The following is a 24,844-nucleotide window of genomic DNA, read 5'->3' as shown; positions in this document are numbered from 1 at the left end:
GGGCTCGTGGCCCTGCTGGAATGGGTGTTGTCTAAGCATCCGACCGTCAGGAACCACGAGCCTTGATCGAGCCTACGTCGGGGCAGCCCTGTGCTGCCACCGTGATCTTCAACCTGCCCGAATACCGCGTCCTCTCCGCTGCCGTCACCGCCCTCGGGCTCCGCCGGGTGGTGGTCGAGTCCGCCGGTGTGGTGTCGGGGTGCCCGTCCTGCGGCGTCCTCTCGGAACGTGTCAAGGACACCCGCTTCCAGCGCCTGCGGGATGTCCCAGTAGGTGGTCCCGCAGTGGTGCTGTGGCGAAAGCGCAGGTTCTTCTGCGACGAGCCTGCCTGCCCCCGTGGGTCGTTCACCGAGGCCACCGGCCAAGTGCCCCGCCGCGCGCGTTCGACCGCGCGGCTGCTGGGCGCGCTCGTCGATGCAGTGGTCGCCTCGGGCCGGGCGGCCGTCGAGGCGGCGGCGGCGCACGGGGTGTCCTGGTGGCTGGTCCAGAAGGCCCTCGACGCCGCCGTGGCGACCCTGCCGGACGTGGACGCGCTCGCGCCGAAGCGGCTCGGGATCGACGAGCACCGCTACCGCTCCGTGCGGTTCTTCCGCGCCGACGAGTCCTCTCCGTGGGTGCGGGTCGAGCCGTGGATGACAACGATCGTGGATCTGGACACCGGTCAGGTCCTGGGCATCGTGGACGGCAGGGACAGCGAGGGCGTGGGCGAGTGGCTCTTCGCCCGGCCGCTGGCGTGGCGGCTCGGGGTCGAGGTCGTCGCGATCGACCCGTCTGCGGCGTTCCGCAAGGCCCTGCGCATGTGGTTGCCCCGCACCGCTGTCTCGGTCGACGCCTTCCACCTGGTCTCCCTAGCCAATCAGGCGGTGACCGAGGCCAGGCAGCGGCTCTCCCAGGAGGTCCGGGGCCGCCGCGGACGCGCGCTCGACCCGGGATGGGCGAACCGGCGCCTGCTCCTGCGCGGGGCCGAGACGCTCTCCGACCGGGCAGTGGCACGGCTGCGGACGGTCTTCGACACGGACGACCCGACCGGGCAGCTCAAGGCGGCGTGGGAGGCCAAGGAACAGCTCCGGGCCCTGCTCTCCTCCGGCTCGCTCGAGGAGGCCGGGGACCACCTGCGGATCCTCGAGGGCCTCGTCGGGGCGACCCCCACTCCGGAGACGAAGCGGCTCCTGCGCACCGTGACGCGGTGGTGGGCCGAGATCGAGGTCCTGATCGTCACCGGCGCCACGACCGCCAAGGTCGAGGCGAACAACACCGCTATCAAGAACATCAAACGCACCGGCCGCGGCTTCCGCAACCCGGAGAACTACCGTTCCCGTATCCTGCTCAGGAGCGCCGCTCAGACAGCGGCGTGACACTCATCCAGCAGGACCATTCCCGCGGAACCGCGAAGAGCCCGTTCTGCCGTAGTCGAAGCCGCTCGTACGGCAACGGGGCCGCTGCGCCGGTCCTGCCGCGCGGCCTCTCTACGTCCGGGCGGCTCCGTCATTGATCGCTCGATTCGTCTTCGGGTAGTGGTGTCCCAAGGTCTCGCATCCGCCCGGGCTCAGGCCAGCTGCGTCGGGACGTTGACTGCGGCAACCAACCCGTGCAGCAGGCAGCAGCGCCCAGCCCGGTGCCGGCCGGGCGCCCGCGGCCTCAGGGGCGGGCCGGGGCGCCGTCATCGACGCGCTTGGCCGCACGCTCGGCAGAGACCGGCCAGATGCCCGAGGACCAGAGGCCGGAGAAGTCCCTGTCCCGGCTGCCGGGTGCGGGCGGAGAATGGGAGGAGCGCAACCGCCCTCAAGCAGCCGGGGACCTCCCGCGCACAGAGAGGGCCCGCGGACGACGCCGTCCGCGGGCAGGCAAGGCAGATCCTCATGCTCCCCCACAGCAGGCAGCCCCGCGCAGCCGCCCTCCACCCCGTCGACCGGGCACCGCGGTCCCTGCACGACCATGAACCCCCGGCCCAGGCCCAGGAGGCCTCCCCGGCCGTGCGGCGCCAGCGCACCCGCCTCCTGCGCGAGCTGCGGCAGGCCGGCCTCGGCGACACCGAGGCCCAGGCCGAGGCGTCCCGGCTGCTCGCCGGCGACATCTGGGGCGGCTGAGCACCGCACCCTCGCATGAGCCCATCCTCGGTGTCTGCCGTCGGGGATCGTCCACTGCTGCCCGGTGCTCCGGGGAGGAGTCAGAGGCCTTCGGCGTGGTCGATGCGGCGGTGGTAGCGCATCCCTGCCGTGCCGCCGAGGACGGCGCTGGCGAGGGTGATGAGGGCCGTGGTGATCAGGACAATGGTCCCGCCGGTGGTCAGGGTGCCCTCGTCGACCGGGATCCGGGGGAAGCTGTTCAGGCTGGACAGGACGTTGAACCGGGCCCCGGCGGCCGCGGCGAGGGCCGCGACGAGGATTGCGATGGCCACTGCCCACAGCCACACTGCAAGGCCCTGCCTGGCCCCGTCGAAGCGTGCCATCCGCCCGGCGACGTAGCCGCCGCAGTAGTAGGAGACGAAGAGGATCACGGCGACGATGGCGGCCCCGATGATGCCCACCGTCGGGGCCGTCTGGCCGCCGGCCAGTTTCGCGGGGTCGGTCTGGGTGCCGAGCGCGAGGCCGGCCCCGGCCGCCGTGAGGAGGGCGGTCAGGAGCACTGACATCCCGGTGGCGGTGAGCCAGCCGAAGAATGCGGCCCCGGCCTTGATGCCGCCGAAGCGCCTCCTCTGCTCGGCGTCCAGCGCCTCCCTCTCGGATTCCCATTCCTGCGGGTCCTCGGGGCTGCGGTGTTCAGGGCTCATAGGGGAACCTGTCTTCCGGTGGTGGCCGGTTCCTGTTGGGTCCAGCCGGGGTGCAGTGCCTGGGAGAGCAGGGTGGCTTCTTCCTCGGGGCGGTACCGTCGCGGTGCCTGCGGCGCTGCCGGCACAGCCACGTCCCGAGCCTGCGTTCCTGGACGGGGGCGCTGCGGCCGGTCGAGGGCAGGCGCCCGTGCGTGGCTGCGAAGTCGACGAGTCGGTCCAGCTGGCGCCGGAACTTGACCCCGGCCGGCCCGGGACCGCTCCCGGCCTGGGACCGGTCCGGGACAGGTGCGGGCGGCGGGGCGAGGAGCACGGTGGTCGCCGGCGGGGCAGGCCGTGGGAGGCCGGTGAGGACGCGCAGCTGTTCCAGCAGCTCTCCGAGCTCCTCCGGTCCGAGCGGCCAGAGGGCAGGGGCGCCCAGGAGGGATGCGGGAAGGGACCCGGCGCGCACAGCGCCCGGGACCCGGTAGCGCCGGTCGGGGCGAGGCCGGCCTCTGTCCCGAACTGGATCATCCGAGGCTCCGGAGGGGAAGGGCAGGGCCGCCGCCCGGCGCACAGGAGCCCGACCGCGGCTCGATGGGCAGGAGCCGGTGCCGGGGGTGCCCGGTGGGCGGCGGGGGCGCGTTCCCGGCATCCATCGTTCAGGCCGCCCTCAGGGGCCGGACCCTGTACAGGTGCTCGAGCAGGGCCTGCTCGGGGTGGTCCGGGTGGGCGTCGATGAGCCGGCGCAGGCCGTCCTTGGCCTCTTCGGACAGGCCCGGGCCTGCCAGGACCTCGTGGATGATGCCCAGCACCTGCAGGGCGAGGTCTCCCTCGCCCCGCAGGTGCTCCAGACGGTGGTCGACGGCTCCGGCCGCCATGGTCTCCATGCAAGGAGTCTCGGACGAGGACCTGCATCCTGTCCATAGGGCCCTAGCGGATTACGGCCTGACCGTGTAAAAGGGCCAGCGGCCTCCTGGCCCCTTCTCCCGCAGCGCAGCGCAGCGCCGGGGCGGCCGGCCCGGGCCGGCCGGGGCGTACTCATCCCGGGTCCGGACGGGCTGCCCGGCGCTTCCTGGCGGCGGCGCGCCTGACTGCTTCGGGGAGCCTGCGGGCGCCGGTCCCCTGGAGCGCGGGCCCGCTGCCCTGGGCGTGCGGGCCGCCCGCCCGCGGGCCGAAGGTGGCCAGGACGACCCCGCCGAATCCCGGGAGCGATTCCCGCGCCTCCATGCACACCTGGATTCCCCTGCCGTCCACGATCCCCGAATCCAGGACGGTCACATCCGGACCCAGCGACCCGATCCGGGCGACCGCACGGCGGGCCGAGTCCCCTTCGCCGACCACCTGCATCCCCTCGTGCTCCAGGAGGCGCCGGACGTCCTGCCTGGCCGCCTCGTCCCGGATCAGGAGGAACACCCTCACGCCCGCGGCACCGGCACGCTCGTCCCCAGCGGCCACGCCCACCTCCCTGCTGCTCGGAACGGACCCACAGGTCACCGCCGGGGACGCCGGGGCACTCCCCGGCATGCCTCCTGCTGGACATCCGGCGAGGTGACCCTACGCAAAGGAGCAGGCCGGACGCCATAGCAGGACCGGGCAGGGGGCGCCGGACAGCGGCCCCGCGCCTTGGCCGGGCCCTGGCAGGCGGGCGGACCGGGCGCACCGCTCCTCCTTCCCCGGCCGCAGCCCGAGGTCTTGACAGGGCCGTGGAGGGCATTTCTAATCTGGTCATCTGGTCTGCCCGCTGAGGGGCAGTGCCGCGCCGTCGGGCAGGCCGCCCCCACGGCGGCGGCCGCGGCGGGGAGCACGGCCATGCCGAGCGGAAGGAAGACGCCATGGACCATGCATCGCCCTACCCCGACGAGGCCATCCGCACGCTCCTGGGCATCGAGGCCGTGCCCGAGGAGATCCGCGGTCAGCTCGAGCACAGCGCCGGGGGCACCTACACCGTCAGGTGCACCGCCCTCCAGGCAGCGGTGCAGGCGCTCCCGGAGGAGGCCAGGCATTCGATGAGCGAAGAGCAGCTCGTCGTCCTCATGCTCGGGGTGGCCGCCGCAGGAGAAGCGGACCCCAGCTGACCGGCGCCCTCCGCCGTCCGGCCGGGCGAGCCGGGCCGGCACGCCCGGCCGGTCCGGTCCGCCTACCCATGCCGTAGGATGGCTGCAGCGAAGCCCTGGCCACCCCCCAATGGCCGGGGCTTCACTATGTCCCACTCCCCTGAACGCCCCCCTCCGGGTGACTGGAGCCTCGGGGCAGGTTCAGGGACAGGGGTCCAGGGCCGGGGGCTCGGTCCCAGCGGCGGCCGGGGCTGCCAGGACCGCGTCCTCCATGCCGCCGGCCACCGTCTCCTCTGCCGCCGGCCCGGCCGGCCCGGCTTCCGCGCTGACGCCGTCGGAGCAGGCGGGGTCGAGGGCGAGGCGTACGGCGAGGACGCCGGAGAGCTGCTCGAGGAGCGCTGGGAACTCGCCGGACCCGACTGCGGCGCCGATCTCGTCCAGGGCCGCGCCGACGATGCCGTCGAACTCGGCGGACGCCTCGTCCATCGCGGCCAGTCCCTGGGGGGACATCACGATCAGGAGGCGGCGCCGGTCCATCGGATGGCCCGTGCGCAGGGCATAGCCGCTGCGCTCGAGCCGGTCCAGCAGGGGGTCAGGGTCCCCGATCCCATTCCGAGCCGGGTGCCGAGCTCCCTGGGCTGGATCGGCCCCTCGCAGTAGATGTGGGCCAGGGCGAGGTAGTCGCTGCGGCCCAGGCCCAGCCGTCTGGCGTAGGACTGGCGGACCACGTCCCCCACCTGCATCAGCCGGCGGATCGCCCGCGCCGCACTGCCCGGGCCTGCCATCTCTGCCACTCTGCCTCCCTGGCCTCCGCCGGCCGCGCACGGGCCCACCGTCGCGGGCCTCCGGCTCTACCCGCTACGGTATCCCCGTCCTGCCGCTGCCGCACGGGGCGGCGGCCCCGACGCACCCTGGACCGACGACAGGCACCGGGGCCGAGCGACGGGGGATTGCCCCGCACCGCGGACGAGTCGATAATCAAGCAAGCCGTAAACCGATCAGTCGGACGCGGCCCCCGGGGCGGTTCCCGCTCCTGCCGTCGAGAAGGGGCGGACCCGGTCCCCTGCCCGGTCCCCGGGCAGGGCCTGGAAGCCGCTCGGCAGATGGGACCTGGAAGAGCTGATGAGGGAAGCCGAGAGGATCCGCGTACTCGTCCTGGCCGCCTGCCGGCCGCTGCGGCAGGCGCTGCGTCAGGCGCTCGAGCACGAGGGCATCGACGTCGTCGGCGAGAGCGCCTCGGGACGCGACGCCCTGGCCCTGGTGCGGGCGCTCGCCCCGCAGGTCACTGTCGTCGACGAGCTGCTGGTCGACGGCGATGCCCGCACGGTGTGCCGAGACCTGGGCGAGGCCGGCACCTCCACCGGCTACGTCGTCCTCAGCAGCCAGGACCCCGGCCCCCTGGCGCTGCCCGGCGACCCGATCCTCGTGCCCCGCCGGACCGCCGGCGGCGAGCTGCCCGAAGCCGTCCGCACGGCCGCCCGGCGCTCCGCCGCCGCCCTCGCCACGGCCACGGCCACGGCCACGGCCACGGCGGGGCGCCCCGCGGCGGCCGGCCCGATCCACCGCGACATCCTCGCCATGCTCCAGGACCTGCGCTCCAGAGGCTCCCAGCAACTCGCCGTGCTCGTGGACAGCTGGGAGCCGGCAGTGAAGAGGCACCGCCCCACCTCCGAGCGCACCGGATGCCCCTGCGCCGCGTGCGGGGCCCCATGGCCCTGTCCGCTCCTGCTCGACATCGTCCAGGACCTGAGCTGATACGGCCCGGACGCGAAGCGCGACGCACCGGCGCCCCCAGGACCGCCGCGGACGCCAGGGCACCGTCCCCTGGATCCTGGAATCCGGCACTGCCGCGGCGCTCCCCAGCGCCACCGTGCGCGGACAGCCGGCCGATGCGCCGGCCGCTTCCGGGAAGCGCGCCGCACACACTAGGAGCCGCGGCCGGGCGGCTACTGCCCCTGGACCGCCCGGAGCCGCGCGGCGAACGACCGCACGGCCCCTTCCAGCAGTGCCGAGAACCCGTCGAGGCTCACCGCCACCCCCGCCTCCGCCATCACAGCGGAGAGGACCTCGTCGAATTCCGCGGAGGCGGCCTCCATGACAGCCCTCCCCCGCGGGGACAGCTCTATGAGGAGGCGCCGCCGGTCCCGGGGGTACCTCGTCCGGACGGCATACCCCCGCTCCTCGAGCCTGTCCAGAAGGGGCGTGAGCGTTCCGGACCCCATCCCCATCAGGACCCCCAGCTCCCGAGGCTGGAGGGGGCCACTGCTGTAGATGTGCCCGAGCGCCAGGAAGTCGCTGCGGCCCACACCCAGCCCCGTCGCATAACACTGCCGCACGACACCGCCGAGCTGCATCATATGGCCCAGCGCGCCCGTGGCAGCCCTGGCCCGCACCGGCTCCAACTCCGACTCCGGCTCATCCTGCTCCCCCATGGCGCCTGCCCTTCATCCTCGGGAAACGGAAGACCCCAGCCCAAGGCCCAACCTTAGTTGCCGAACCTGAAGGCCCCGAGGCCTTGCACACGGTGGACGCCTGCCCCACGATGGTGCAAGAGTCGATTTCCGATCGACTCGAAAATCGGCCTAACGCAAGCGTCCCCGCACGGGGCCGGTTGCGGCAGCCGGCCAACAGTGAGCGCGCCCGGTCGGCGCGCCCCTCTCCTGGGGCCCGCGCCGGGGGCATGGACGGGGATGTCCCCGGCCCAGGCCCGCACAGCACCACCGAGCACGCAGGAGGACAGCATGCCGCTCCCCCCAGCCGGGACCCGAGCCGCCATCAGCGTGTTCATCCTCAGCAGCCACGACCTCCTCCGCCGAACACTATCCGAGCTGCTCGGAGAGGAAGGCTTCGACATCGTCGGGGAGGAGGGCACGGTCGCTGCGGCCGTCCCGGCCGCAGCGAGGACCGCACCGCACGTCGCGCTCCTGAGCAACCGCCTCACAGACGGCACAGGGATCGAGGCCTGCCGTGCCCTCCGCGAGGCAGCCCCCAGAACCCGCTGCATCATCCTGACGACCTACGACGAGCAGAAGGCCCTGCGCAGCGCCGCCCTCGCCGGAGCCGCCGGATACCTCCTGCAGAGCCCCCGGGCACCCCGCCTCATCGATGCCATACGCCGGGTCGCAGCAGGCGAACAGCTGCACGCCCCCGAGGCGGCCCGGGCGGTCCTCCAGAGCCCCTCGACCTGCGCGCTCCTCAAGGGCGCGACCGAACACGAGCGGGCCGTCTGGTCCCTCATCGTGCAGGGCAGGACGAACACCGAGATCAGGAACCAACTGGCCCTCACCCCCGAGGCATTCTGCGCCTGCCTCTCAGCCCTCCTCGCCAAACTCGGCTACCGGCCCGCACCCCACGCCGTGGGACCGGCCAACCCGAGCTGAGAGGCGCCCCCTGCCTCCGGAGAACAGGCCGGCCGGTGCACGCGAGGGGACCCAGCGGTGGGGCGCCGCTGCCCGACCGGTTCCTCCACTGCGGCCGCCAGGACGTGACAGAAGCAAGGGAAAGCAGAACATAGGCGCGTACACGGCAAGCGTTACACATCCTCGGGCGGAGACCGTGGGAGCTTGGGGTCCTCCCTCGGGTGTCACAGAAACGATCGATATCTTTACTCAGACCCTGATGTTCAGCGTCGCGTTCTAGACTGATAGAGCAGCGCCCCGGCCATCCCCCCAAAGGACCGGGGCGCTGTTCTTCGTCCCAAAGCGCCTCCCGCTGTGCCACAACCCATGCGGTCCCACCTTCTGCTCGACTCAGCATCCGGTGTCGAGTTCTGGAACGTCCTCAGCGCCCACTTCTGTGCGGATCCAGGCCAGCAGAACGGCCGTGCCACAACCCTTCGTAATAGGCACAGCCCATACCCCACCTCGGCCCAGCCACGGAACGCCGCGGCACAGGCACCGACTGGCCTGTCGGATCAACTGCTGAAGTCCCCGCATAAAAGGAGAGGCTCGGCAGGAAGGCCTGCCGATGCGCCCTTCGCTTGAGCCTCCGCGCGGACCGGAACGAACAAGGTACTGTTTGCTCCATGACCCACGATGGGCCCGGGGGAGCCGAGGACGGCGCGGCTGACAGCATGGAGAACATAGTTCCGCAGGCATTCGCGCGTCTCCACATGGAGGGCCTTCAGTTTGCCAATGCTCGGATACCGGTCGATTCCCTGGCCGAACTCCTCCGGTACCAGCAGAGCGTTCTCACAGCAGCCACGTCAGCTTGGCGTAGTGCTCACCCTAACGATCCCGTGCCTGAAGACTTTGCTGAAGGCATGCATCTGACGCTCAGTGACGTTGAGGACGGCAGCGCAACTTCCGTCCTCGAACGACCCCAGGCTCGTGCATACGAAAAATACAACGACTATTACGAGGCCGGCCGCGTTGATGTCGAGCAAACCCTCGAGCACCTGCACGAGTATCTGGTCGTCTCACCAGAAGATCGGTCGAAAGCGGACGTAAGCGGTTTCTATCTCCTCGATGAGCCCGCATTTCTCAATCTCGGCGCAAGCATGCCTCTCGGATCAAAATTCGAAATTCTTACGCCCAGTTTGAAGGACGGTATTGAAGTTTCTTCTGAACTGCGAGAAATGGTTATGCTACCCTTCGCCGAAAGAAGACAGACTATATCGGACCCGCCAAAGCCCGCTCGCCGGGTCGAAAAGGGCGGCGAGATAGCCGGCCACATCATCAAAGTGAACGCTGATACTCGTAGCTTCTCGATGGTGACTGCCAAGTATGGCGGAATCCAGGTCAGAGGAACGTACAAGAAAGACTCGCTGACCGCCGACATTCGCCAACTGTTGGAGCGGAAAGAGCACGGCCCATTAGCCCGAGTGAAAGGGACGCTCCACTTCGAGGGCGAACGGCTGGAACGGCTGGACAACGTTACCGAGGTCCAGTTGCTCGAGACAGGCAAGAACCCATGGTCGAATCGGTTCTTCACCCTGGCGGCACTCGGGGCTGGTTGGGAGGACGCCGACGCTCAGGCCGGTGCCCCTATCGCCTTCCCGGCGCTAGACGCTGCAGGCCAGATCCTGCTTGAATGCGAAAGCATTGACCGTGTGCTTCCTGGCATCTTTCCGCTGACTGATGGTGGCGTGCAGCTCGAATGGGCCACTTCTCAGAGGGTGACGAGTATCGAAATTTCCCCTGATGTCCGCTTCACTTTGTTTGACCTACTCACTGAAACCAATCAAGTAGAAGAAGAAGAGACAGCGAGCCTGCAAGACGCTAAAGATTTCGCAGCAAGGACCAAGGAATGACAAAGTACGCAGACCTCTTGCCCGAAGAAGTGCAGCTGGATGGCGGTTCGGAACTCCTGTACCGTCAGATCACTCCACCCCTCATGGACAAGGGCAAACCGTCTAGTACGGCCTTTGGCCCTGCAACGGCAGATGAGGGTAAGCCTTCGTTCGCGCGCGAATCGAAGACGACTCCTCAAGACGCACGAGACTGGCATACAGCCAACGCCGCCAAACCGTCGCTGGGAGTATGGGCCTGCTCGGTTGAGGAGGTTGATGCTGCGAATACGCGTGCAGTAGATGATTCAGGAGTCCCGCCCCAGCCACAACAAAAAGTAGCCCCTGGACACTGCTACGTCGACTACCGTCACCTGGATAAGAAGGATGAACGGAAAGTTCGAAGTGCGCTTCTCGCGAAGGCTCTCGCACGCGAGGAGATCGCAACCGATGGCACCGGAGAGGCTGCTGCTGTCGCTTAGCGATTCGGCGCCGACCTCTCTGAGACTTCTAAGTCTTCGGAGTGCCTGAGCCACTGCGGCTCGATCGTGCGCCGGGTGATCTGGTCGGCGTTAGTCCAGAAGTCGCGGGCCCCGCGGTAGTACGAGATCTCCCAGAGGACTTGGACTTGGACGTGCTGGTCGGTCCATGCGAGGGCGAAGCCCTTCTGGGTGCGCTCGGGGCGGCCGTCGTCGAACGTCAGCCGTACCCATACCGGCATCGGTGCCTGCGCGCGGCTGACCTGCCCGGGATCGATCGCTGCGGCGGGGATCACGACTGGGTTGGGTTCAGAGTCGCCGCGCTGGTTCAGGGCGCTCACACCGGGAGTCCCCTCAGGAGATCTTGATCTGGATGAGCTGCCAGCCCTCGGGGATCTGTGCCTCGAGCTTGGGCCGGCCGTCTTCGTAGTCCTCGGCCTCGACTGTGATCTCGCGGGTTTCCGAGGGACGAATGATTCCGGTGATCTGCACTGACCAATCCTAGGCCTGCGTACCCAGCAGGGCGGCGGCTCGGGTTGGCCGCCCCTCCCCAGCCCCCCGGGTAGGCTGCAAACCACGGTCGAAGGAAAAATAGGGGGGACCACTGTGGCGGAAGAGGATGCGGACACGGAGGCGGTTACCGCCCGGGCTCCGGACGAGGACCGGTCGCCACTTCACTAGCGGCGTCCCACCATTCTCAGCTAACCGATCTCGATCCTGACCGCCGTCGGGTCGAGGTCGGGGCGAAAACGCGCGAGGCGGACCGAATGCCTGAAGGCGACACCGGACCTGGCGGAGTCCGCCGAAACCTCCACGACGACCGGCTCCACGAGCGTCAGGCGCACGGGACCGCGGTCGCGGGCGAAGCGGTCAAAGGCTGTGGCCGGCACTTCCTCCGGCCAGGGGTGCCCGCCGGCCGGGGGTTTGAGGAACTCGGCCGCAGCCGACGCCTGCACTGCCGTGAGGAGCGCGGTGCGGCCCGTGAACCGCAGCCGGCCGTCGGTGTCCCAGGCGCCGAGGACGAGCTGACGCGGCCGGGACCTCGGCCCAATTACCGCGCCGCAGAGGGAATCGGTGTCGTCTCGTCTCTTGATCTTCGACCACGCCCTCTCCGCACCCCGGTAGGGCTGGCTGAGCGACTTCGCCATCAGGCCCTCGATGCCGGTGCGGGCGAGCTCGTCCCACCAGCGCATGGCCTCGGCCCTGTCGGTCGTCGCGTGCGAGAGCTCCAGCGGCGGCGAGAACCCTGCGGCGAGTTCCTCGAGCAGCCGCCGCCGGTCGGACAGCGGCATAGCCCGCACATCCCGCCCGAGCACCGCGAGCACGTCGAAGGCCACAAACGAGGCCGGCTGCTCGGCGGCCAGACGACGCGCGGTGGCGGGGCCGGCTCCCATGCGGCGCTGGAGGGCGTCGAAGTCCAGCCGGTCATGGCCCCAGATGACGGCCTCGCCGTCGAGCACGCACCCGTCCGGGGGGACCTGCTCGGCTGCGGCCGCCGCGAGCTCAGGGAAGCGCGCTGTCAGGTCAGTGCCGTTGCGCGAAAAGAGCATGACCCCGTCATCCTCGACGACGAGGGCGACGCGGAACCCATCGAACTTCGACTCGTACAGGGTCTCCGCACGGGTGGGGACGGCCGGGACGGCCTTGGCCAGGGCGAGCTCGAACGGGCCGCCCAGCGTCCGGGACCACGGCGATGGCATAGCGGGGTGGCCCGTCAGTCGCGCCCGAATCCCTGCCGTTGCAGCACGGCGGTGTACGACCCGTCTTCTTCCGTCTGCCAGCCCTGATAGCCGTAGCCTGCAGGGATCCATGGGAGCACGAAATCGAGTCCCCTGAGGTGAAAGCCGCCCTCACCCTCCCAGCTGAGCGGCCCCTCATCCATGATTCGCATCGAAGCGTCCCAGATGCGCACCCACCAGGTCCCATCCGGTTGCTGCCGCACTGTCATGCTGATTGGCTCAGCTTGCTTTCTCATGCGACTCAAGCTATCCGCGCTGAGCCCTGCTCGGCTATTATCTACGGCCCGACGTTGTTGTGCCGGCATCTTTCCCGACGCTCAGCTGCGCGGCAACCTGTGCAGCAAACACGGGGTCGTCGTGGATGCGCGAGACGACGTCGTCAGCGATCTTGTTGACATCCAGAGGTCCGGTGTACTCCGGGCTTTTCATGGAGGATCGGGAATCCCCGGCGGTGTAGGCGCTTTGCCCGTCGTCGCCGTAAGCGGTGAGGACGTGGTCGAAGACGAGTCGAACCTTCGACGTGAAGACGTTGGTTGTGTAGGGCTTTTCCGGCAGCTCTTGGTCCAAGACACGGCGGATCGTGCTGTCAACGTCGTTCATCACGTCGACCTTGCGGCGCCAATCTTGGACGAGCTTGTCGTGGAGATGATCGAGGAGCTTCTTGGCGCTGGCCCTCACCGTGTCGCGTTCATCGTCGGTCAGCACGGGATCGGGCTGGGTCAGCAGATCGAAGATGGCGAGCTCCTCTTCGGTCATGCCTTCTCGTGCCGACCGTTCCTCCTCATGGGTCAGCGTCTGTGACAGTTCGATCAGGCGTCGGAGGTACTCGTCGATGTTCACGCTTCCGGCGTTGTACTCCGTGATCAGCTCTTCGATGCGCTCGACGAGTTCGTACCGGGTCGGGTTGCGGGTCGCTGCTCCGATGGCACGTTGCCGGAGCAGTTGAGCCAGCCGGTCGGTCTCGGCTCGCTTGCGGCCTGCGAATTTGGCAGCCAATCCCTCGAAGTCGATCAACGACAGGTCGATCAAGGGGTCGGCCTTGATCCCCTCGGCGGCTGCCCGGATGACGTACTCCTCCGCACCGACCGATCGGTCGAGCAGGGCGTCCACCGCATCAGTGACTGCTCCGAGGTCTGCATCGGGCGGTCGAGTGACTTCCGCGATGCGTTCAGCGAGGACGCGGATTGCGGCGACGTTACGCTGCTGGGCGGCTGCCTTGGGATCTGGCAAGAGGGCTTTGAAGAGCTTGCGTACTTGGCGGGCTTTCTGCTGGAAGTCAGTTGTGGTGTCTTCGTCCACTAGCAGCGCCTCGACGGCGGCGTCGCGCTTGGCGACATGATCGAACCCTTCCGCATCGCGCATGGCGGCAAGATCCACGCCTGCGCCGGAGCAGAACTCGAACAACTCGGCTACGGCGGCATCCAGCTCGCCCGAGAGCGCATCGATAATCTCGATGGGCTGCTGACCGGTTCCCGCGGCTCCGTAGATCGCGAGGGCCTTCTCGAGATTCCGGAAGACGCCGACGTAGTCGACGATCAGGCCGTTGTCCTTCTCTGGGAAGACACGGTTGGCGCGAGCGATGGTCTGCATCAGGGTGTGGTTCTTCATGGGCCGGTCGAGGTAGACGGTCGAGACGCTGGGCGCGTCGAAGCCGGTCATCCACATTGCGCAGACGAACACTAGGCGCAGCGGGTCTGCGGAGTCCTTGAACTTCTCGGCGAGATCCTCCCGGTTCATCCGCTCGCGGTGCGGCCGGATATCGAGTCCAAGGTCGTCGAGCATCTTGAGTTCGTTCTGGCTCTGCGAGACCACTACTGCCATGTCGGTGGTCTCCATCAGTTCGATCCGCGACGCAAGCCAGGGTCGCTCCAGTTCAGGAAGCGCGTCGTGCTCGGCCCTCAGCTTCTCCAGATGCTCAGCCCAGGCCTCCTTGACGAGGTTGTACATGCGCACGGCGGCGGCCTTGTCGAGTCCGACGTACATCGCCTTACCGCTGAAGCCGCGGCCGACGAAGTGGGCAACGAGATCTTTCGCGATAGTCCTCAGACGATCGGGACGTGTCAGAAGCGTGTACTGCGTGCCGAAAACGCGCGCCAGCTGGCCCTCCGCGGCCTCGTCGAGCTCGGCTTCTTCAAGGAGTGCGTCGAGTTCGTCCGAGAATTTCTCGTTGACCAGCTGGAGTTCGGGGATGCGGTTCTCGTAATAGAGCGGGACCGTCGCCCCGTCCTCGATGGCGTCGCGGAAGTTGTAGATGCTGACGTAGTCACCGAACTGCTCACGGGTCGCCTGTTCCTCGCCGGCGATCAGCGGGGTGCCGGTGAAGCCCATCATCGAGGCGTTGGGCAGCGCCGTGCGCATATTCAGGGCAAGCGTGTCGTACTGGCTGCGGTGCGCTTCATCGGTGATGACGATGACATCGGACCGGTCCGAGAGCACCGGCATCTGCCGCTCCCCGAGGCCCTTGGACGGCTGAAACTTCTGGATCAGGGTGAACACGTACCGGTGATCAGCGGCCAGCAGTTCGCGCAGATGCGCGACGGACTCCGCGTGCACCCGGGCCTCGGGCGAGATAGCTCCGGCGTCGGCGAACTCTCCATGCAGCTGGATGTCGAGTTCGGTGCGGTCCGTGACCATGACGAAGGTCCACTTCCCGGGCACCAGGCGCAGAACCTTCTGGGTGAACCACAGCATCGACAGCGACTTGCCCGAGCCCTGGGTGTGCCAGAAGACACCGAGGCGTTTGTCCTGCTCCGCGCGTGCCCGATCGAGGTTCTCGATCGCTGCGTTGACCCCGAGATACTGGTGCGAACGTGCCAGGACCTTGATCAGTCCGCCGGGACGCTCCATGTACGCGACGAAGTTCTCGACCAGGTCGAGCAGCACCACGGGATCACAGGTGCCGCGCAGGGCGGTCTCCAAGGCGATCGCGCCGCGGGTCCCGCGGGCATCAATCACTTTCCAATCGTTGAAGAACGCCCACGGCGAGTACGTCGACCCAACTTTCGCGGCACTGCCATTCGAAAGCAGCACGAAGCAGTTCGGTATGAACAGCTGCGGGATCGTGTCGCGGTAATCGGTCAGGTTGTCGTCGTACGCGGACCTGACGGGCTCGTTGGGCTCCTTGAACTCCATCAGCACCAGCGGGACGCCGTTGACGAACAACGCAAGGTCAAGGCGGCGGCTGTGAAGGTTGCCCTTCACCCACATCTGCCGCACAGCCAGAAGGTCGTTGTTCGAGGGGCTTCTCAGATCGAGGTAGCGGAGCGTCCCGATCTGCTTGTCGCCGCTCTGGTCCGTCCATTCGGCTCGGTAGCCGTCACGCAGCAGGTTGTGGACTTCGCGGTTGGCACGCACCCGGTCCATGGCCGAGCGGTCCTTGAGGAGAACCTCGATGGCCTCGTTGATTGATGAGTCGGGCACCTCTGTTGGATTGAGCTTGCGCATCGCGAACCGGAGCCTATGCGTGAGCACGACCTCATGCTGGGAATCACGACCAAGGGTACCTTCGACTCCCAAGATCTCTTGGAAGGCGTCAACGGGGGTCCAGCCAAGCTGTGCCAGCAACTCGATGCTCGGCTTCTCGACGTAGAAGTACTCCGGACCGGTGGGCGTCATGTCATCACGCCGCCAGTTCTCCGAGCAACTCGTTCGGGCTAAGCATCGACATGTCGATCTGGCCCGTCACGAGCTTCGGCAGCAGAAGGTCACGGAGGGCTTGGAGGCGTTCCACCTCATTCAACAAGACTGCTATCTCGGCGAAAAGTGGTTCCAGCATGCTTTCAAACTTATCTGCGAGGTCTTGCGGGGGCAGAGCGATCAAGTATGTGTCGAAGCACTCGTTGCGCACACGCTGGCGACCGCTGGCTCCACTCATGCTCGCGATGGCATGACCCCGGAAGCTGTCTTCTCGTGCAAGGCAATATGTATATGCGGATCCAACGAGCTGGCCGCGTAGCACGATGAATTCGGTCGATCCGAGGCCGACCTCACCTTCAGCTAGCGTCTGCACAAGTCCAGTCTTCCCATTCTGCAAGCACGGCGTGATTCGAGCGAACAGAGTGTCGCCTCGCTCGAACTTAGCACCGGAACCGCTCGACCGAACCTCGCTCGGACGGCATCCCATGCTCTTTTCATCGAGGTCACCCATCGCGATGAATGGATGGCCGACGGTTTTGTCGAGCTTGATACGCGGGTTGATGATGATCGCCCTCGAGGCGGGAAGAATCTGCCATCTTTCAGGAACCGGCCCGAGAGCGGAATCGACCAGTGGCACATCCGCGTGCCCTGGGTAGCGGAACTTCAGGAACCATTCACGGAAGACAGTCCTTGCGATGTCCTCCAGCACCTCGGCCCGGCGCCGGCTGTTCTCGATCAGGTCGTCGATCGCCCCAAGTATCTCAGCGGCATTCGCCTGATGGCGAGCATCTGTTGGCATTGGCTCAACATTCAGCTTGCGGATGTCTTCAACATTCAGATGTCCGACGGTTGCCCCGCCCGTCTGTGCTCGCATCACTCCCTGCGCGTCGGGCCCCAGCAACCAGTAGTGGAGGAACCTCGGGTGCACCTTGGACGCATCTGGCCGAATCAGAACCGTACGCTGGCCGAGGCACACCAGCGGCTGTTCAGGAACGCGGACCACGTCCCCGACTGGCGCTTCTCGAGCAAGGATGAGATCCCCGGTCTTCGGCCGCATTCGCCGAGTCCAGCCGGCATACGTTTCGGCACTGACGGGTTTCGTCGCGGTCATCACAAGGCGACCGCCCTTCATGGCCTTCGTGCCTACGGAGTAGGCGTATCCATCGCCCTCAGGCGCCGTTTTGTGCTCGCAGTCAACAATTGCTTCTGTGATATCAGATAGAAGCATCGTTGTCCCCCAGAATTCCAGCTACCGCTGCGTCGATCTTCCCGCGGAGAATTTCGGCCTCATCGCTCAGCATCGTGAACTCCTCGTGCAGCGCCTCAAGGTCTCCCATGAAGTCGACGTCGCTCTCGTCAACCGACGCGGTGCCGGTGTACCGTCCGGGGTTGAGGCTCCAGCCTTGGGCCTCGATCTCGGCGCGAGTTGCGACCTTGCATAGACCGCCGATGTCAACGTACTTCCCGTCGGGGAAGTGCTCGCTGAGCAGGGCGTCGCTGCCATCAACGATCTCGACGTCTTCGCCCCGGTAGAGCCGCACAACGTTGGCCAGGAACTCGATTTGCTCAGCCTTGAAGTCGCGGTGTGCGCGGTCGATCTGGTTGTAGATGTGCCGGGCGTCGAGGAACAGCACGGTGTCTTCACGCTGGGTGCCGGCCTTGGCCTTGTCGAGGAACCACAGAGTCACCGGAAGCGTGACCGTGTAGAAGAAGTTGGAGCTGATGGCGACCATGACGTCGACGGTTCCCGACTCGATCAGCTGCTTGCGGATCTCCCTCTCCGAGTGGCCCGCATCTCCGGCGGAGTTCGCCATGACGAAGCCGGCGCGGCCCTTTGGCGAGAGCGCCGCGTAGAACTGTTGAATCCACAGGAAGTTGCCGTTGTCGGCCTTCGGCACGCCAAACGGGAACCGCCTATCGCCCGCCAGCTGGTCCTTCTTGATCTTGTCGACGTTGAAGGGCGGGTTTGCCATCACGTAGTCGAATGCTCCGACCGCGCTGTGCGGGTCTTCGTAGTAGCTGTTGGCCTGGCGGATATCCCCTGAGAGCCCGTGGAGTGCGAGGTTCATCTTGGCCAATGGGACAGTGTCGTCGGTCTTCTCGGCCCCGAAGACCGAGAGCTTACGGCTGGCGGACTCGTGGTGCCGCTCGACGAACTTCGCGCACTGGACGAACATACCGCCCGACCCACAGGCCGGGTCGAAGACCCGCCCCTGGAACGGCTCTAGGATCTCAACGATGAGGCGGACGATGGAGTACGGCGTGAAGTACTCTCCGCCCCTCTGCCTTCTTGCGCTGCGAAGTTGGAGAGGAAGTCCTCGTAGATGAAACCGAAGGCGTCGCCTTCGAGCTGGGTGGGCAGCGGTGCGAAGAGCCGCAGCAGCTCGATCAGAGTCGAACGTTCCAGCTTCTGGTAACCGCGCGGCAGGATGTCCTTGAGCTCGGGGTTCGCTTCCTCGATGGACTTGATGGCTTGGTCCGTGGCTTTGCCGACATCCTCGCCCTCCGGCAAGTCGACAAGGCTCGACAGCCTCGCCTCGTCGGGAACATAGAGCACCGACTTCGCCTTGTAGTCGGCGATCGTTACGGGGTTCCTGGCACTGGCTCCGGCTTCGACCTCACCCCGTACCGCTTCGAATCGGCTCTCGGCGTACGCGAGGAACACTAGTCCGAGCACCGGGTCGCGGTACTGCCCCGGCGTGAGTTTCGAGTTGGCTCGAAGCTCGTCGGCGGCAGCCCAAAGAGTTGCCCGCACCCGGGCAAGATCGGTCGTCTTCACGACGACAGAATATCGGCGAGGAGCGACACGCCAGCCACGCTCCCTCCGCTCCCCAAACGCGTCGTCTTCCTATGGCGCGTCCCGCGTGGCAGGAGCCAGCGGGGGGCACCGGCGGCCTGGGTGGGTGCCGCAGGTCATGGCGTCGGCTGCATCTCAGACTCCATCATGCCCTGCTGCCCGGTAGCCCTGTTGGGCGATGGCGTTCTGGGCTTCGGAGAGGTGTCCGCCGAGTTCGGCGGCGAGGTGGGCGGCGAGGCGCATGTGTCCGGCCGCTGCGGCGACGTTGAGGGCGGGGTCGGCGCCGTCGTCCTCGTAGACGTCGTATTCGGTGAGGGATCGTTCGAGGCCGTCGGCGAGCTGGTTGAGGGCCTGGGCGAGCATGTCGCCCGTGGCGCCCTTGAGGTTCCCGAGCACCCGGTACACCGTGGGTGCGGGCTGGGTTTCGCTGTGGTGGCAGATGGTGCGGACGGACTCGTAGATGGCGTCGGCTTCCTGGACGACGATCGGGTCCTGGTCTTCGCTCATACCGTGCTTCCTCCGGTGATCGGGTGGGTGCGCCTCTGGGGGCAGCTTAGGGCCCGGGGCGGACAGCCCCGGGCCTCTGGCCGGGTTCAGGAGAAGCGGAACCAGGTGCCGCGGTCCGCGTCGCGGAGGGGCTCGCGGGAGGCGAGGTAGTAGGCCGCGTCGGGGTGGTGGCCGGCGGTGATGTAGTGGCCGGGGTTGACGGGCCCGTGGGTGTAGGCGTTGGGGTTCTCGAGGACGGCCCAGGGCTGACCGTGCTCGGCGGCCTGGGCGGCGGTGTCGAAGCTGTAGTCGGTGTCGGCCTCGATGGGGTCGGGGACGGCGGTGTACTCCTCGGTCCACCAGCGCGCGCCGGTTCCGGTGGTCGTGTCGGTCTCGTTCAGCACTGTGCTGTCCCTTCATCTGGTGTGGGTGCGGGGGTCTGGGTGCGGCGTCCGGGGCGAGGGGTGACGTTCACGGGGGCGAACTTGGTGCTGGCGCCGAGCTCGTCGACGTCGAGCTCCTGGCTGGTGCGGGTCTGGCCGTCTTTGGCCTGGTAGGTGCGCTCGGCGAGGGTGCCGGTGGCGATGACGCGGGTGCCCTTGGCCAGGGACGCGGCGGCGTGCTGGGCGGCTTCGCGCCAGAGGGTGCAGCGGACGAATACGGTCTCGCCGTCCTTCCACTGCCCCGCCTCGCGGTCGTAGGTGCGCGGGGTGGAGGCGATGGTGAAGTTGGTGACGGGGGTGCCGGCGGGGGTGCGGTCCAGCCGGGGCGCGGCGACGAGATTGCCCGTGACGGTCACGGCCTCCCCCGCTGCGGGGCGGGCGGCCTGCGGCTCGGTCTCGGTGTCCTCGTGGACGTGGTGGGTGAGCTCCTCGGCGATCGCTGCGGCGGCCTCGCGGACGGCGGCCTGGACGTGGGGGTCTGCGTGGGGCCAGTAGCGGGCTTCGCGCAGCTGGGCGAGTGCGTGCTGGAGGGCGTGCACCTGGGGGTGGGTGCTCTGTGCCGGCGGGGCCGGTGTCGTGGGCTCTGGCTGGGTGGTGCGCCCTTCGATCCAGGCCCGGTCCTGTTCCTGCGTGTACTGGGTCACGGTCTCCTCCTCCCGGTTCACTGTCGGTCTTAGGCGGTGGCGCCGAGGGCGGCCGCGGTCGCTTCGATGCAGTCCGGGCGGAAGCCTGACCAGTGGTTGTGCTCGTCGACCACGACCACCGGCGCCTGGGAGTACCCGAGGTCCTCGGTCACATACTCGAGGGCGGCGGGGTTCTGGGTGACGTCGACCTCGGTGTACGCGAGGCCCTTCTTCTCCAGGGCCTTCTTCGTCATCGTGCACTGCACACAGGCCGGCTTGCTGTAGAGGGTGATGGCGGGGGTCGTGTTCTCCATGGTCGCAGTCCTTGGTTACGTAGCAATTATGGTTTCGTTCGCCTGATCCGACCGGGAAAGCATTCTTCCCCGTCTCCATGGTTCAATTCTAGTTTATGGCCGCGCAATTGTGAAGCCTGTCCCCGCATCTTTACGGGCAAATTCTGGTGTGTTCGAATGCATTAGGCGCTTCGTTGCAAATTCCCTCTTCCCGACCGTTGGTGAGACCGTCATATCCGGCCGCATGGCCACCCCTGCGGGAGTCCTCGGAATGAAGCCGCCTTCCGGCAGCCTGCCCCGTGGTCCGGGTGGGTTCGGCGCCTGACCTGGGCACGAGCCACCGCCCTCGCCCGTCCTGAGCCTTGCTGTCATTTCCGAGTTTCAGGGGACGGAAAAGCGGGACGCCGCAGTCACTACAATTTCTTGGGTTCCAGCGATCCGCATTTATATGGCGCCCCGCTTCTTGTTTTCGAAATCTAGGGGAGCCGGACCGGAATGCGGGGCTACGAGCACCAGTCCGTCGCACAGAAGATGGCCGATCATCGGTCATCACATGGTTGTCTGTCCCACTATTCGGAAGAACCTGCGTGACCAACCGCAGACTCGCATCCCTACGCTGAGCCTGAGGTGACGGCGAAGCCCCCGGCCAAAGGGGACGGCTGGGGGCTTCGTCGTTCTTGCGCGTCTACTCCCCCGGCGAGGGGTGTGATTGCGACGGGATCGACAGTAGCAGCCGCACCTTTGCGGGGCGGCAGGGTTGCGCGACCCACCCCAGCAATCGAACGTGTGTATTGGGTATCTGCTTAGCTGAAGTGCTCTCTGTCCCCGATGTCCTTGGCAGGGGGACGGGCACTCGGCATTATTGACCTCCTATGAGAGCAGTTCTGCGATCGGCGCACAGCAGTGACGTCGACCTCGACACTTACGAGCCGGAGGATCCCACCGACGATGGTGTCTGGGTAAGCCTGATGGTTGGCCCGGCCGACGGCCCCGGCGAGGAGTCATTCGATGTGCTCGTGTGCACTCCGTTGTGGTTGCGTCGTGTGGTCACGGAGCAGGGCCCTCGGGTGGGTCGCCATCACCTGATCGTCGAACCGCTCGATCTGGGTGTGGCAGTGGACTTCCTGCGAAATCAGATCAACTCTGTCGAGGGTCCGGATTGGCCGACCGTGGGTGAGAAGATCGCGCGGCTTGGCTACTGGGAGTTCGAGGATTACAGGCCCAGGCCCTGATCAGCTGGTCTGACTGCCGATGACGTGTAGCCGTTGATCGGGCCAGATCGGCCCTTGTGCAGTGCTCTGGGGTCTCTGGCCGCCAGAGCTGTCGTGGGGGATGACGAGGTCTTTCAGCGGCGCGGGGTCGGTGTTGGTGGCCTGCTGGAGGAGCCGGTAGAACAGCAGCCCGCGGCTGGTGGATGTGCGGCGGTTGAATCGGAAGGTGAACTCGTCGAGGTAGTAGGCCAGCTGTTCCCGTGAGATGCCCTGGTGGAGGGTGCCGTCGATCCAGCGCTTGAGCTGCGAGGCCGCCATGTGGACCGCCGGCATGTTCACGTGCGCCGGGATGTCCGAGCCGAGCTGGGTGAAGTACTCGTGCTGGTAGCCCAGGTCGGCGAAGCGCCGCAGCTGCCTGGCCCCGTCGGTGCGGATCGTCGAGCCGGGAGCGACGACGCGCTGGCCGAACTTCACCAGGGCCAACCTGCGGTCGGTCGGCCCGGGCTCGAGGCGGATACGCCCAATCCGGTTGTGGTCCAGATGCTCAGCGGCGATCAGGACCGAGATCTTGTCAGGGCCGATGCCGGGCATCCCGCGGTGGACACCGCCGATGAAGCTCTCGTCGACCTCGACCAGCCCGGAGAGCAGCTCCCGGTCGGGGCGGACCATGGCGCGGCGGAGCTTGTGCATCCAGGCCCACGCCGTCTCATACGAGCCGAACCCGAGGACGCGCTGCAGCCCGAGGGCGGACACGCCGTTCTTCTGTGAGGTCACGAACCATATCGCCGCGAACCAGGTTCGCAACGGCGTGCGGGTGCGGTCGAAGATCGTGCCGGCCGTGACAGACGTCCGGCGTGAGCACGCCTTGCACATCCACAGCCCGGCACCAGTGCGCCAGTATTCGCGCCCGCCGCACTTCGGGCACACGAAGCCCTCCGCCCAGCGCAGCCGCGCAAGGTACTCGAAGCAGGCCTCGTCGGTGCTGAACCATTCCTGGAACTGCCCGAACGTCTTGGGGTAGTCCACGCCCGCTCGAGGCACTTGCGGCGACATGTCGGCCATGCACATAGCCTACTTCAGCTAAGCAGATACCCAATACGTGTGTTCTACATTTGAGGGGTGAGCAGGCCGCGTCGTGATCGGGTGTGGCCGCGGCCGCAGACGACGCGGCACGCCTGGTTCAAGGACACACAGGACCCGGGGGTCCTCCCCCGGCAGGTGCTCGTCGTGTCCTGGCGTCGGCACAGCTACCGATGGTCTGCGCTGGTGGTCTACTGCGTGGAGGTCGAGGGCAGCGAGGACCCGGCTGTGGTGCAGAGGTGGGTCCCTGCGGAACGGCTCAGGCCGGTCCGCGCTGATCCGAACGAGGCGTTTGGGCTGCGCTGAGGCTCAGTGCAGCCTGTCTCATTCCCCGCCGCGCTGTTCGAGCGCCTGGGCCTTGCGGGGCGACAGGTGCCAGTGGAGCCCCAGTGCCCGCTCGAGGAGCTCCTCAGCATGGGGGTGCAGGCTGCCGCCCTCGCGTGCCCTGCGCTGCCGCCACAGCCAGGCCCCGAGGGTCCTCTCCCCCGTCGGGGCTGTGGGCGCGGCACTGGGAAGCCGGCCGTGCTCTGCCTTGAAGGCGGCCACGCGCTCGATATGGGCCGTGAGCCGCCGCTGTTCGCGGGGCGTCAGCTTCGGCGCTGGCGCCGGTTCGGCAGAGGCTGAGGCTGGTGCCGGCGGCGGGCCTGCGGCCAGCCCGCCCAGCTCGCGCAGCTGGGCGAGCATGCGCTCCCGCTCGATGCGGTCGAGGTCAGCCATCGACCTCGCCGGCGGCGATGCGCTGCGCGGCGCGGCGGTACGCGTCTGCGATGAACTCCTCGAGCATCGCCCGCTCGATCCGCCACTGGCCGCGGCCGCCGATCTGGATCGCGCGCAGCTCCCCGCTCCGCACGAGCGCAAGTGCCTGGGACTGCGAGATCTGCAGCTCCTCCTGGATGTCCTTCAAGGTCAGAAATCGTGGGCCGGGCGCAGCCGCGTCCGCAGTCACTTACGGGCTTCCCAGGCTTCGATTCCCAGGTCGATCAGCCTGTCCAGCATCCACTGGAAGGATCTGTCGTCTTCCTTGCGCATGGCATCGATCTTGGCGTGCCGCGTCGGAGTCATGCGGTAGTTGAACCCCTTGGACTTGGGCTCCTCGGCCGTCGGTGAGGCCGATTGCTTGGCCGGCTTCTGCGCGTCTTTCGGGGCAGCAGTAGGCCCGGTTTCTGGCGTCGGCTCAGGTGCGGTGTCCGGGGTCGAGGAGAACGTAGCGATCCGGGCTTCCTGTTCGGGATCGAGGGATCGGCGCCGTGAGCGCAGTTCAGGCTTGGCCATCGACGATCTCCTTCACGAGCACCTGGAATTCAGCCTTGGCCTTGTAGTCGGTCCATTCGATTACACCCTTGCCCACTCGCATCACGTCCTGGTAGGCCTTCCGGTCGTGGAGCACGGCGTCGTAGAAGGGAATCTCGGGAAAGTCTCCGCTGACGTAGGCGCGGGCCTCTTTCAGACGGCCGTCGCTCCAGTTCTCGATGCGGTTGAACACCCCGCGGACGTTGAGCTGAGGATTGAAGGTCTTGAAGTCCTCAAGAAGCCCTGAGACCTTCTCCAGGGAGTCGAGGTCGGGCTGTGAGGTCGTAGCGGGGATGATGAGCAGATCCGAGGTGACTCCGGCCTGACGGAACTCCTGCGAATCGTGGCCGCCGACGTCAACCAGAACGGTCCCGTAGGCTTCCTCGAGGTCCATCAGGGTGTTGCGGATGGCTCCGCGCAGCGGCGTGACGGTGACGTGGGGGCATTCGGGGCTCCGCTCCCCCCTGTCGCGCCCCCAGGTCTCGGACGTGGCCGTGGGATCGGCGTCGACAATGACGCATCGAACCTCCTGCCGGGCCAACTCGGCCGCAAGGTTCACCGTAAGGCTGGACTTCCCAACCCCACCTTTGGTTGAACCAATCGTGATGATCACCGCTCCCCTTCCATGAACATTTGGTACTTGATTAGTACCAGTACCGTACCTGTTTCGTACTTGTTTGGTTCCGGTTTCGTACGAGTACGGTACTGACCTGGGTTGAGTCTATCCCCCTCAGCTG

30 protein-coding genes and 1 pseudogene are annotated in these 24,844 nt (G+C 67.3%); 8 read left to right on the top strand and 23 right to left on the bottom strand.

Annotation, left to right across the window (positions count from 1 at the left end; genetic code table 11):
• Positions 1 to 62: 62 nt before the first annotated feature.
• Both SA2016_RS20360 and SA2016_RS20355 read left to right on the top strand, forming a co-directional pair.
• A complete protein-coding gene (locus SA2016_RS20360; RefSeq protein WP_066501183.1) occupies positions 63 to 1,355 on the top strand; it encodes an ISL3 family transposase in 1,293 nt (430 codons plus the stop codon).
• 504 nt (positions 1,356 to 1,859) lie between these two features.
• Positions 1,860 to 2,087, top strand: coding sequence for a hypothetical protein (locus tag SA2016_RS20355; protein ID WP_066503079.1), 228 nt, complete (start codon positions 1,860 to 1,862; stop codon positions 2,085 to 2,087).
• Positions 2,088 to 2,167: 80 nt separating this feature from the next.
• On the opposite strand, the gene SA2016_RS20350 is transcribed toward SA2016_RS20355, so the two are convergent.
• The 4 genes from SA2016_RS20350 to SA2016_RS20340 form a co-directional block, all read right to left on the bottom strand.
• A complete protein-coding gene (locus SA2016_RS20350; protein WP_066503077.1) occupies positions 2,168 to 2,770 on the bottom strand; it encodes a hypothetical protein in 603 nt (200 codons plus the stop codon).
• Positions 2,760 to 3,401, bottom strand: coding sequence for a helicase associated domain-containing protein (locus SA2016_RS22695; RefSeq protein WP_371326672.1), 642 nt, complete (start codon positions 3,399 to 3,401; stop codon positions 2,760 to 2,762). Before SA2016_RS22695 ends, SA2016_RS20350 begins: the two co-directional genes overlap by 11 nt.
• Positions 3,402 to 3,408: 7 nt before the next feature.
• Complete coding sequence (locus tag SA2016_RS20345; RefSeq protein WP_066503075.1) at positions 3,409 to 3,636, bottom strand: hypothetical protein; 228 nt, start codon at positions 3,634 to 3,636, stop codon at positions 3,409 to 3,411.
• A 151-nt stretch (positions 3,637 to 3,787) separates the two neighbouring features.
• Entirely contained in the window at positions 3,788 to 4,204 is a 417-nt protein-coding gene (locus SA2016_RS20340; protein WP_169803109.1) for a response regulator, read from the bottom strand.
• Positions 4,205 to 4,581: 377 nt separating this feature from the next.
• On the opposite strand from SA2016_RS20340, the gene SA2016_RS20335 reads away from it, so the two are divergent.
• Entirely contained in the window at positions 4,582 to 4,824 is a 243-nt protein-coding gene (locus SA2016_RS20335; RefSeq protein ID WP_066503064.1) for a hypothetical protein, read from the top strand.
• Positions 4,825 to 5,004: 180 nt separating this feature from the next.
• On the opposite strand, the gene SA2016_RS20330 is transcribed toward SA2016_RS20335, so the two are convergent.
• Entirely contained in the window at positions 5,005 to 5,313 is a 309-nt protein-coding gene (locus SA2016_RS20330; RefSeq protein WP_157089157.1) for a hypothetical protein, read from the bottom strand.
• A gap of 5 nt (positions 5,314 to 5,318) precedes the next feature.
• Positions 5,319 to 5,597 (bottom strand): winged helix DNA-binding protein, encoded by a 279-nt coding sequence (locus tag SA2016_RS20325; protein ID WP_066503058.1) that lies wholly within the window; start codon positions 5,595 to 5,597, stop codon positions 5,319 to 5,321.
• A 328-nt stretch (positions 5,598 to 5,925) separates the two neighbouring features.
• Between SA2016_RS20325 and SA2016_RS20320 the strand changes: the two genes are divergently transcribed.
• The gene (locus tag SA2016_RS20320; protein WP_066503056.1) at positions 5,926 to 6,558 is read left to right on the top strand and encodes a response regulator; all 633 of its coding nucleotides are present in this window, start codon (positions 5,926 to 5,928) and stop codon (positions 6,556 to 6,558) included.
• Between the two features lie 191 nt (positions 6,559 to 6,749).
• Here SA2016_RS20320 and SA2016_RS20315 read toward each other — a convergent pair whose 3' ends face one another.
• The gene (locus SA2016_RS20315) at positions 6,750 to 7,235 is read right to left on the bottom strand and encodes a MarR family transcriptional regulator (protein WP_066503047.1); all 486 of its coding nucleotides are present in this window, start codon (positions 7,233 to 7,235) and stop codon (positions 6,750 to 6,752) included.
• Positions 7,236 to 7,544: 309 nt separating this feature from the next.
• Here SA2016_RS20315 and SA2016_RS20310 point away from each other — a divergent pair, with 309 nt between their 5' ends.
• From SA2016_RS20310 to SA2016_RS21655, 3 genes are all read left to right on the top strand, one after another.
• Entirely contained in the window at positions 7,545 to 8,183 is a 639-nt protein-coding gene (locus tag SA2016_RS20310; protein WP_066503040.1) for a response regulator, read from the top strand.
• An 857-nt stretch (positions 8,184 to 9,040) separates the two neighbouring features.
• Positions 9,041 to 10,054 (top strand): hypothetical protein, encoded by a 1,014-nt coding sequence (locus tag SA2016_RS21660; protein ID WP_141305723.1) that lies wholly within the window; start codon positions 9,041 to 9,043, stop codon positions 10,052 to 10,054.
• Positions 10,051 to 10,512 carry a hypothetical protein gene (locus tag SA2016_RS21655; protein WP_141305724.1) on the top strand — a complete coding sequence of 154 codons (462 nt, stop codon included), beginning with the start codon at positions 10,051 to 10,053 and terminating at the stop codon, positions 10,510 to 10,512. The genes SA2016_RS21660 and SA2016_RS21655 overlap by 4 nt, the downstream gene beginning before the upstream one ends.
• On the opposite strand, the gene SA2016_RS20300 is transcribed toward SA2016_RS21655, so the two are convergent.
• From SA2016_RS20300 to nrdH, 11 genes and pseudogenes are all read right to left on the bottom strand, one after another.
• Positions 10,509 to 10,850, bottom strand: coding sequence for a hypothetical protein (locus SA2016_RS20300; RefSeq protein WP_066503036.1), 342 nt, complete (start codon positions 10,848 to 10,850; stop codon positions 10,509 to 10,511). The genes SA2016_RS21655 and SA2016_RS20300 overlap by 4 nt on opposite strands.
• Positions 10,851 to 10,863: 13 nt before the next feature.
• Positions 10,864 to 11,001 carry a hypothetical protein gene (locus tag SA2016_RS21860; protein WP_169803108.1) on the bottom strand — a complete coding sequence of 46 codons (138 nt, stop codon included), beginning with the start codon at positions 10,999 to 11,001 and terminating at the stop codon, positions 10,864 to 10,866.
• Positions 11,002 to 11,210: 209 nt separating this feature from the next.
• The gene (locus SA2016_RS20295) at positions 11,211 to 12,209 is read right to left on the bottom strand and encodes an ATP-dependent DNA ligase (protein WP_066503034.1); all 999 of its coding nucleotides are present in this window, start codon (positions 12,207 to 12,209) and stop codon (positions 11,211 to 11,213) included.
• Between the two features lie 14 nt (positions 12,210 to 12,223).
• On the bottom strand, positions 12,224 to 12,484 hold the full coding sequence (locus SA2016_RS20290) for a hypothetical protein (protein WP_141305725.1): 261 nt from the start codon (positions 12,482 to 12,484) through the stop codon (positions 12,224 to 12,226).
• A 37-nt stretch (positions 12,485 to 12,521) separates the two neighbouring features.
• Positions 12,522 to 15,863 (bottom strand): type I restriction endonuclease subunit R, encoded by a 3,342-nt coding sequence (locus tag SA2016_RS20285; protein ID WP_066503028.1) that lies wholly within the window; start codon positions 15,861 to 15,863, stop codon positions 12,522 to 12,524.
• 4 nt (positions 15,864 to 15,867) lie between these two features.
• Positions 15,868 to 17,112 carry a restriction endonuclease subunit S gene (locus SA2016_RS20280; RefSeq protein WP_141305726.1) on the bottom strand — a complete coding sequence of 415 codons (1,245 nt, stop codon included), beginning with the start codon at positions 17,110 to 17,112 and terminating at the stop codon, positions 15,868 to 15,870.
• Positions 17,099 to 18,639, bottom strand: a pseudogene (locus tag SA2016_RS20275) (type I restriction-modification system subunit M). The gene SA2016_RS20280 and the pseudogene SA2016_RS20275 overlap by 14 nt, the downstream one beginning before the upstream one ends.
• 177 nt (positions 18,640 to 18,816) lie before the next feature.
• Entirely contained in the window at positions 18,817 to 19,188 is a 372-nt protein-coding gene (locus SA2016_RS20270; protein WP_066503023.1) for a hypothetical protein, read from the bottom strand.
• Between the two features lie 86 nt (positions 19,189 to 19,274).
• Complete coding sequence (locus SA2016_RS20265; protein ID WP_066503021.1) at positions 19,275 to 19,571, bottom strand: hypothetical protein; 297 nt, start codon at positions 19,569 to 19,571, stop codon at positions 19,275 to 19,277.
• Positions 19,565 to 20,254 carry a single-stranded DNA-binding protein gene (gene ssb, locus SA2016_RS20260; protein ID WP_244932823.1) on the bottom strand — a complete coding sequence of 230 codons (690 nt, stop codon included), beginning with the start codon at positions 20,252 to 20,254 and terminating at the stop codon, positions 19,565 to 19,567. The genes SA2016_RS20265 and ssb overlap by 7 nt, the downstream gene beginning before the upstream one ends.
• 29 nt (positions 20,255 to 20,283) lie before the next feature.
• Positions 20,284 to 20,547, bottom strand: a complete 264-nt coding sequence (nrdH, locus tag SA2016_RS20255; RefSeq protein ID WP_066503020.1) for a glutaredoxin-like protein NrdH — start codon at positions 20,545 to 20,547, stop codon at positions 20,284 to 20,286.
• 851 nt (positions 20,548 to 21,398) lie between these two features.
• Between nrdH and SA2016_RS20250 the strand changes: the two genes are divergently transcribed.
• A complete protein-coding gene (locus SA2016_RS20250) occupies positions 21,399 to 21,758 on the top strand; it encodes an immunity 8 family protein (RefSeq protein ID WP_066503018.1) in 360 nt (119 codons plus the stop codon).
• On the opposite strand, the gene SA2016_RS20245 is transcribed toward SA2016_RS20250, so the two are convergent.
• The 5 genes from SA2016_RS20245 to SA2016_RS20225 all read right to left on the bottom strand — a co-directional run bounded on the left by SA2016_RS20245 (position 21,759) and on the right by SA2016_RS20225 (position 24,720).
• Positions 21,759 to 22,799, bottom strand: coding sequence for an IS1595 family transposase (locus SA2016_RS20245; RefSeq protein ID WP_371326671.1), 1,041 nt, complete (start codon positions 22,797 to 22,799; stop codon positions 21,759 to 21,761). It lies immediately after the preceding gene.
• Positions 22,800 to 23,141: 342 nt separating this feature from the next.
• Complete coding sequence (locus SA2016_RS20235; RefSeq protein ID WP_066503013.1) at positions 23,142 to 23,534, bottom strand: helicase associated domain-containing protein; 393 nt, start codon at positions 23,532 to 23,534, stop codon at positions 23,142 to 23,144.
• Positions 23,527 to 23,721 (bottom strand): helix-turn-helix domain-containing protein, encoded by a 195-nt coding sequence (locus SA2016_RS20230; protein ID WP_306505433.1) that lies wholly within the window; start codon positions 23,719 to 23,721, stop codon positions 23,527 to 23,529. Before SA2016_RS20230 ends, SA2016_RS20235 begins: the two co-directional genes overlap by 8 nt.
• Before the next feature lie 38 nt (positions 23,722 to 23,759).
• Positions 23,760 to 24,089 (bottom strand): hypothetical protein, encoded by a 330-nt coding sequence (locus tag SA2016_RS21650; RefSeq protein WP_141305546.1) that lies wholly within the window; start codon positions 24,087 to 24,089, stop codon positions 23,760 to 23,762.
• Positions 24,076 to 24,720 carry a nucleotide-binding protein gene (locus SA2016_RS20225; protein WP_066503007.1) on the bottom strand — a complete coding sequence of 215 codons (645 nt, stop codon included), beginning with the start codon at positions 24,718 to 24,720 and terminating at the stop codon, positions 24,076 to 24,078. Before SA2016_RS20225 ends, SA2016_RS21650 begins: the two co-directional genes overlap by 14 nt.
• Positions 24,721 to 24,844 lie beyond the last annotated feature (124 nt).

It is taken from the genome of Sinomonas atrocyanea (assembly GCF_001577305.1).
Lineage (GTDB): Bacteria > Actinomycetota > Actinomycetes > Actinomycetales > Micrococcaceae > Sinomonas > Sinomonas atrocyanea.
This window is presented reverse-complemented; position numbering and strand designations above follow the sequence as displayed.

Coding starts and splice junctions, on each gene's coding strand:
- SA2016_RS20250 (WP_066503018.1), top strand. CDS start 21,399: ATGAGAGCAGTTCTGCGATCGGCGCACAGCAGTGACGTCGACCTCGAC.
- SA2016_RS20315 (WP_066503047.1), bottom strand. CDS start 7,235: ATGGGGGAGCAGGATGAGCCGGAGTCGGAGTTGGAGCCGGTGCGGGCC.
- SA2016_RS20330 (WP_157089157.1), bottom strand. CDS start 5,313: ATGTCCCCCCAGGGACTGGCCGCGATGGACGAGGCGTCCGCCGAGTTC.
- SA2016_RS20285 (WP_066503028.1), bottom strand. CDS start 15,863: ATGACGCCCACCGGTCCGGAGTACTTCTACGTCGAGAAGCCGAGCATC.
- SA2016_RS20345 (WP_066503075.1), bottom strand. CDS start 3,636: ATGGAGACCATGGCGGCCGGAGCCGTCGACCACCGTCTGGAGCACCTG.
- SA2016_RS20235 (WP_066503013.1), bottom strand. CDS start 23,534: ATGGCTGACCTCGACCGCATCGAGCGGGAGCGCATGCTCGCCCAGCTG.
- SA2016_RS20245 (WP_371326671.1), bottom strand. CDS start 22,799: ATGGCCGACATGTCGCCGCAAGTGCCTCGAGCGGGCGTGGACTACCCC.
- SA2016_RS20280 (WP_141305726.1), bottom strand. CDS start 17,112: ATGCTTCTATCTGATATCACAGAAGCAATTGTTGACTGCGAGCACAAA.
- SA2016_RS21650 (WP_141305546.1), bottom strand. CDS start 24,089: ATGGCCAAGCCTGAACTGCGCTCACGGCGCCGATCCCTCGATCCCGAA.
- SA2016_RS22695 (WP_371326672.1), bottom strand. CDS start 3,401: ATGCCGGGAACGCGCCCCCGCCGCCCACCGGGCACCCCCGGCACCGGC.
- SA2016_RS20270 (WP_066503023.1), bottom strand. CDS start 19,188: ATGAGCGAAGACCAGGACCCGATCGTCGTCCAGGAAGCCGACGCCATC.
- nrdH (WP_066503020.1), bottom strand. CDS start 20,547: ATGGAGAACACGACCCCCGCCATCACCCTCTACAGCAAGCCGGCCTGT.
- SA2016_RS20335 (WP_066503064.1), top strand. CDS start 4,582: ATGGACCATGCATCGCCCTACCCCGACGAGGCCATCCGCACGCTCCTG.
- SA2016_RS20295 (WP_066503034.1), bottom strand. CDS start 12,209: ATGCCATCGCCGTGGTCCCGGACGCTGGGCGGCCCGTTCGAGCTCGCC.
- SA2016_RS20355 (WP_066503079.1), top strand. CDS start 1,860: ATGCTCCCCCACAGCAGGCAGCCCCGCGCAGCCGCCCTCCACCCCGTC.
- SA2016_RS20350 (WP_066503077.1), bottom strand. CDS start 2,770: ATGAGCCCTGAACACCGCAGCCCCGAGGACCCGCAGGAATGGGAATCC.
- SA2016_RS20290 (WP_141305725.1), bottom strand. CDS start 12,484: ATGAGAAAGCAAGCTGAGCCAATCAGCATGACAGTGCGGCAGCAACCG.
- SA2016_RS20310 (WP_066503040.1), top strand. CDS start 7,545: ATGCCGCTCCCCCCAGCCGGGACCCGAGCCGCCATCAGCGTGTTCATC.
- SA2016_RS21655 (WP_141305724.1), top strand. CDS start 10,051: ATGACAAAGTACGCAGACCTCTTGCCCGAAGAAGTGCAGCTGGATGGC.
- SA2016_RS20320 (WP_066503056.1), top strand. CDS start 5,926: ATGAGGGAAGCCGAGAGGATCCGCGTACTCGTCCTGGCCGCCTGCCGG.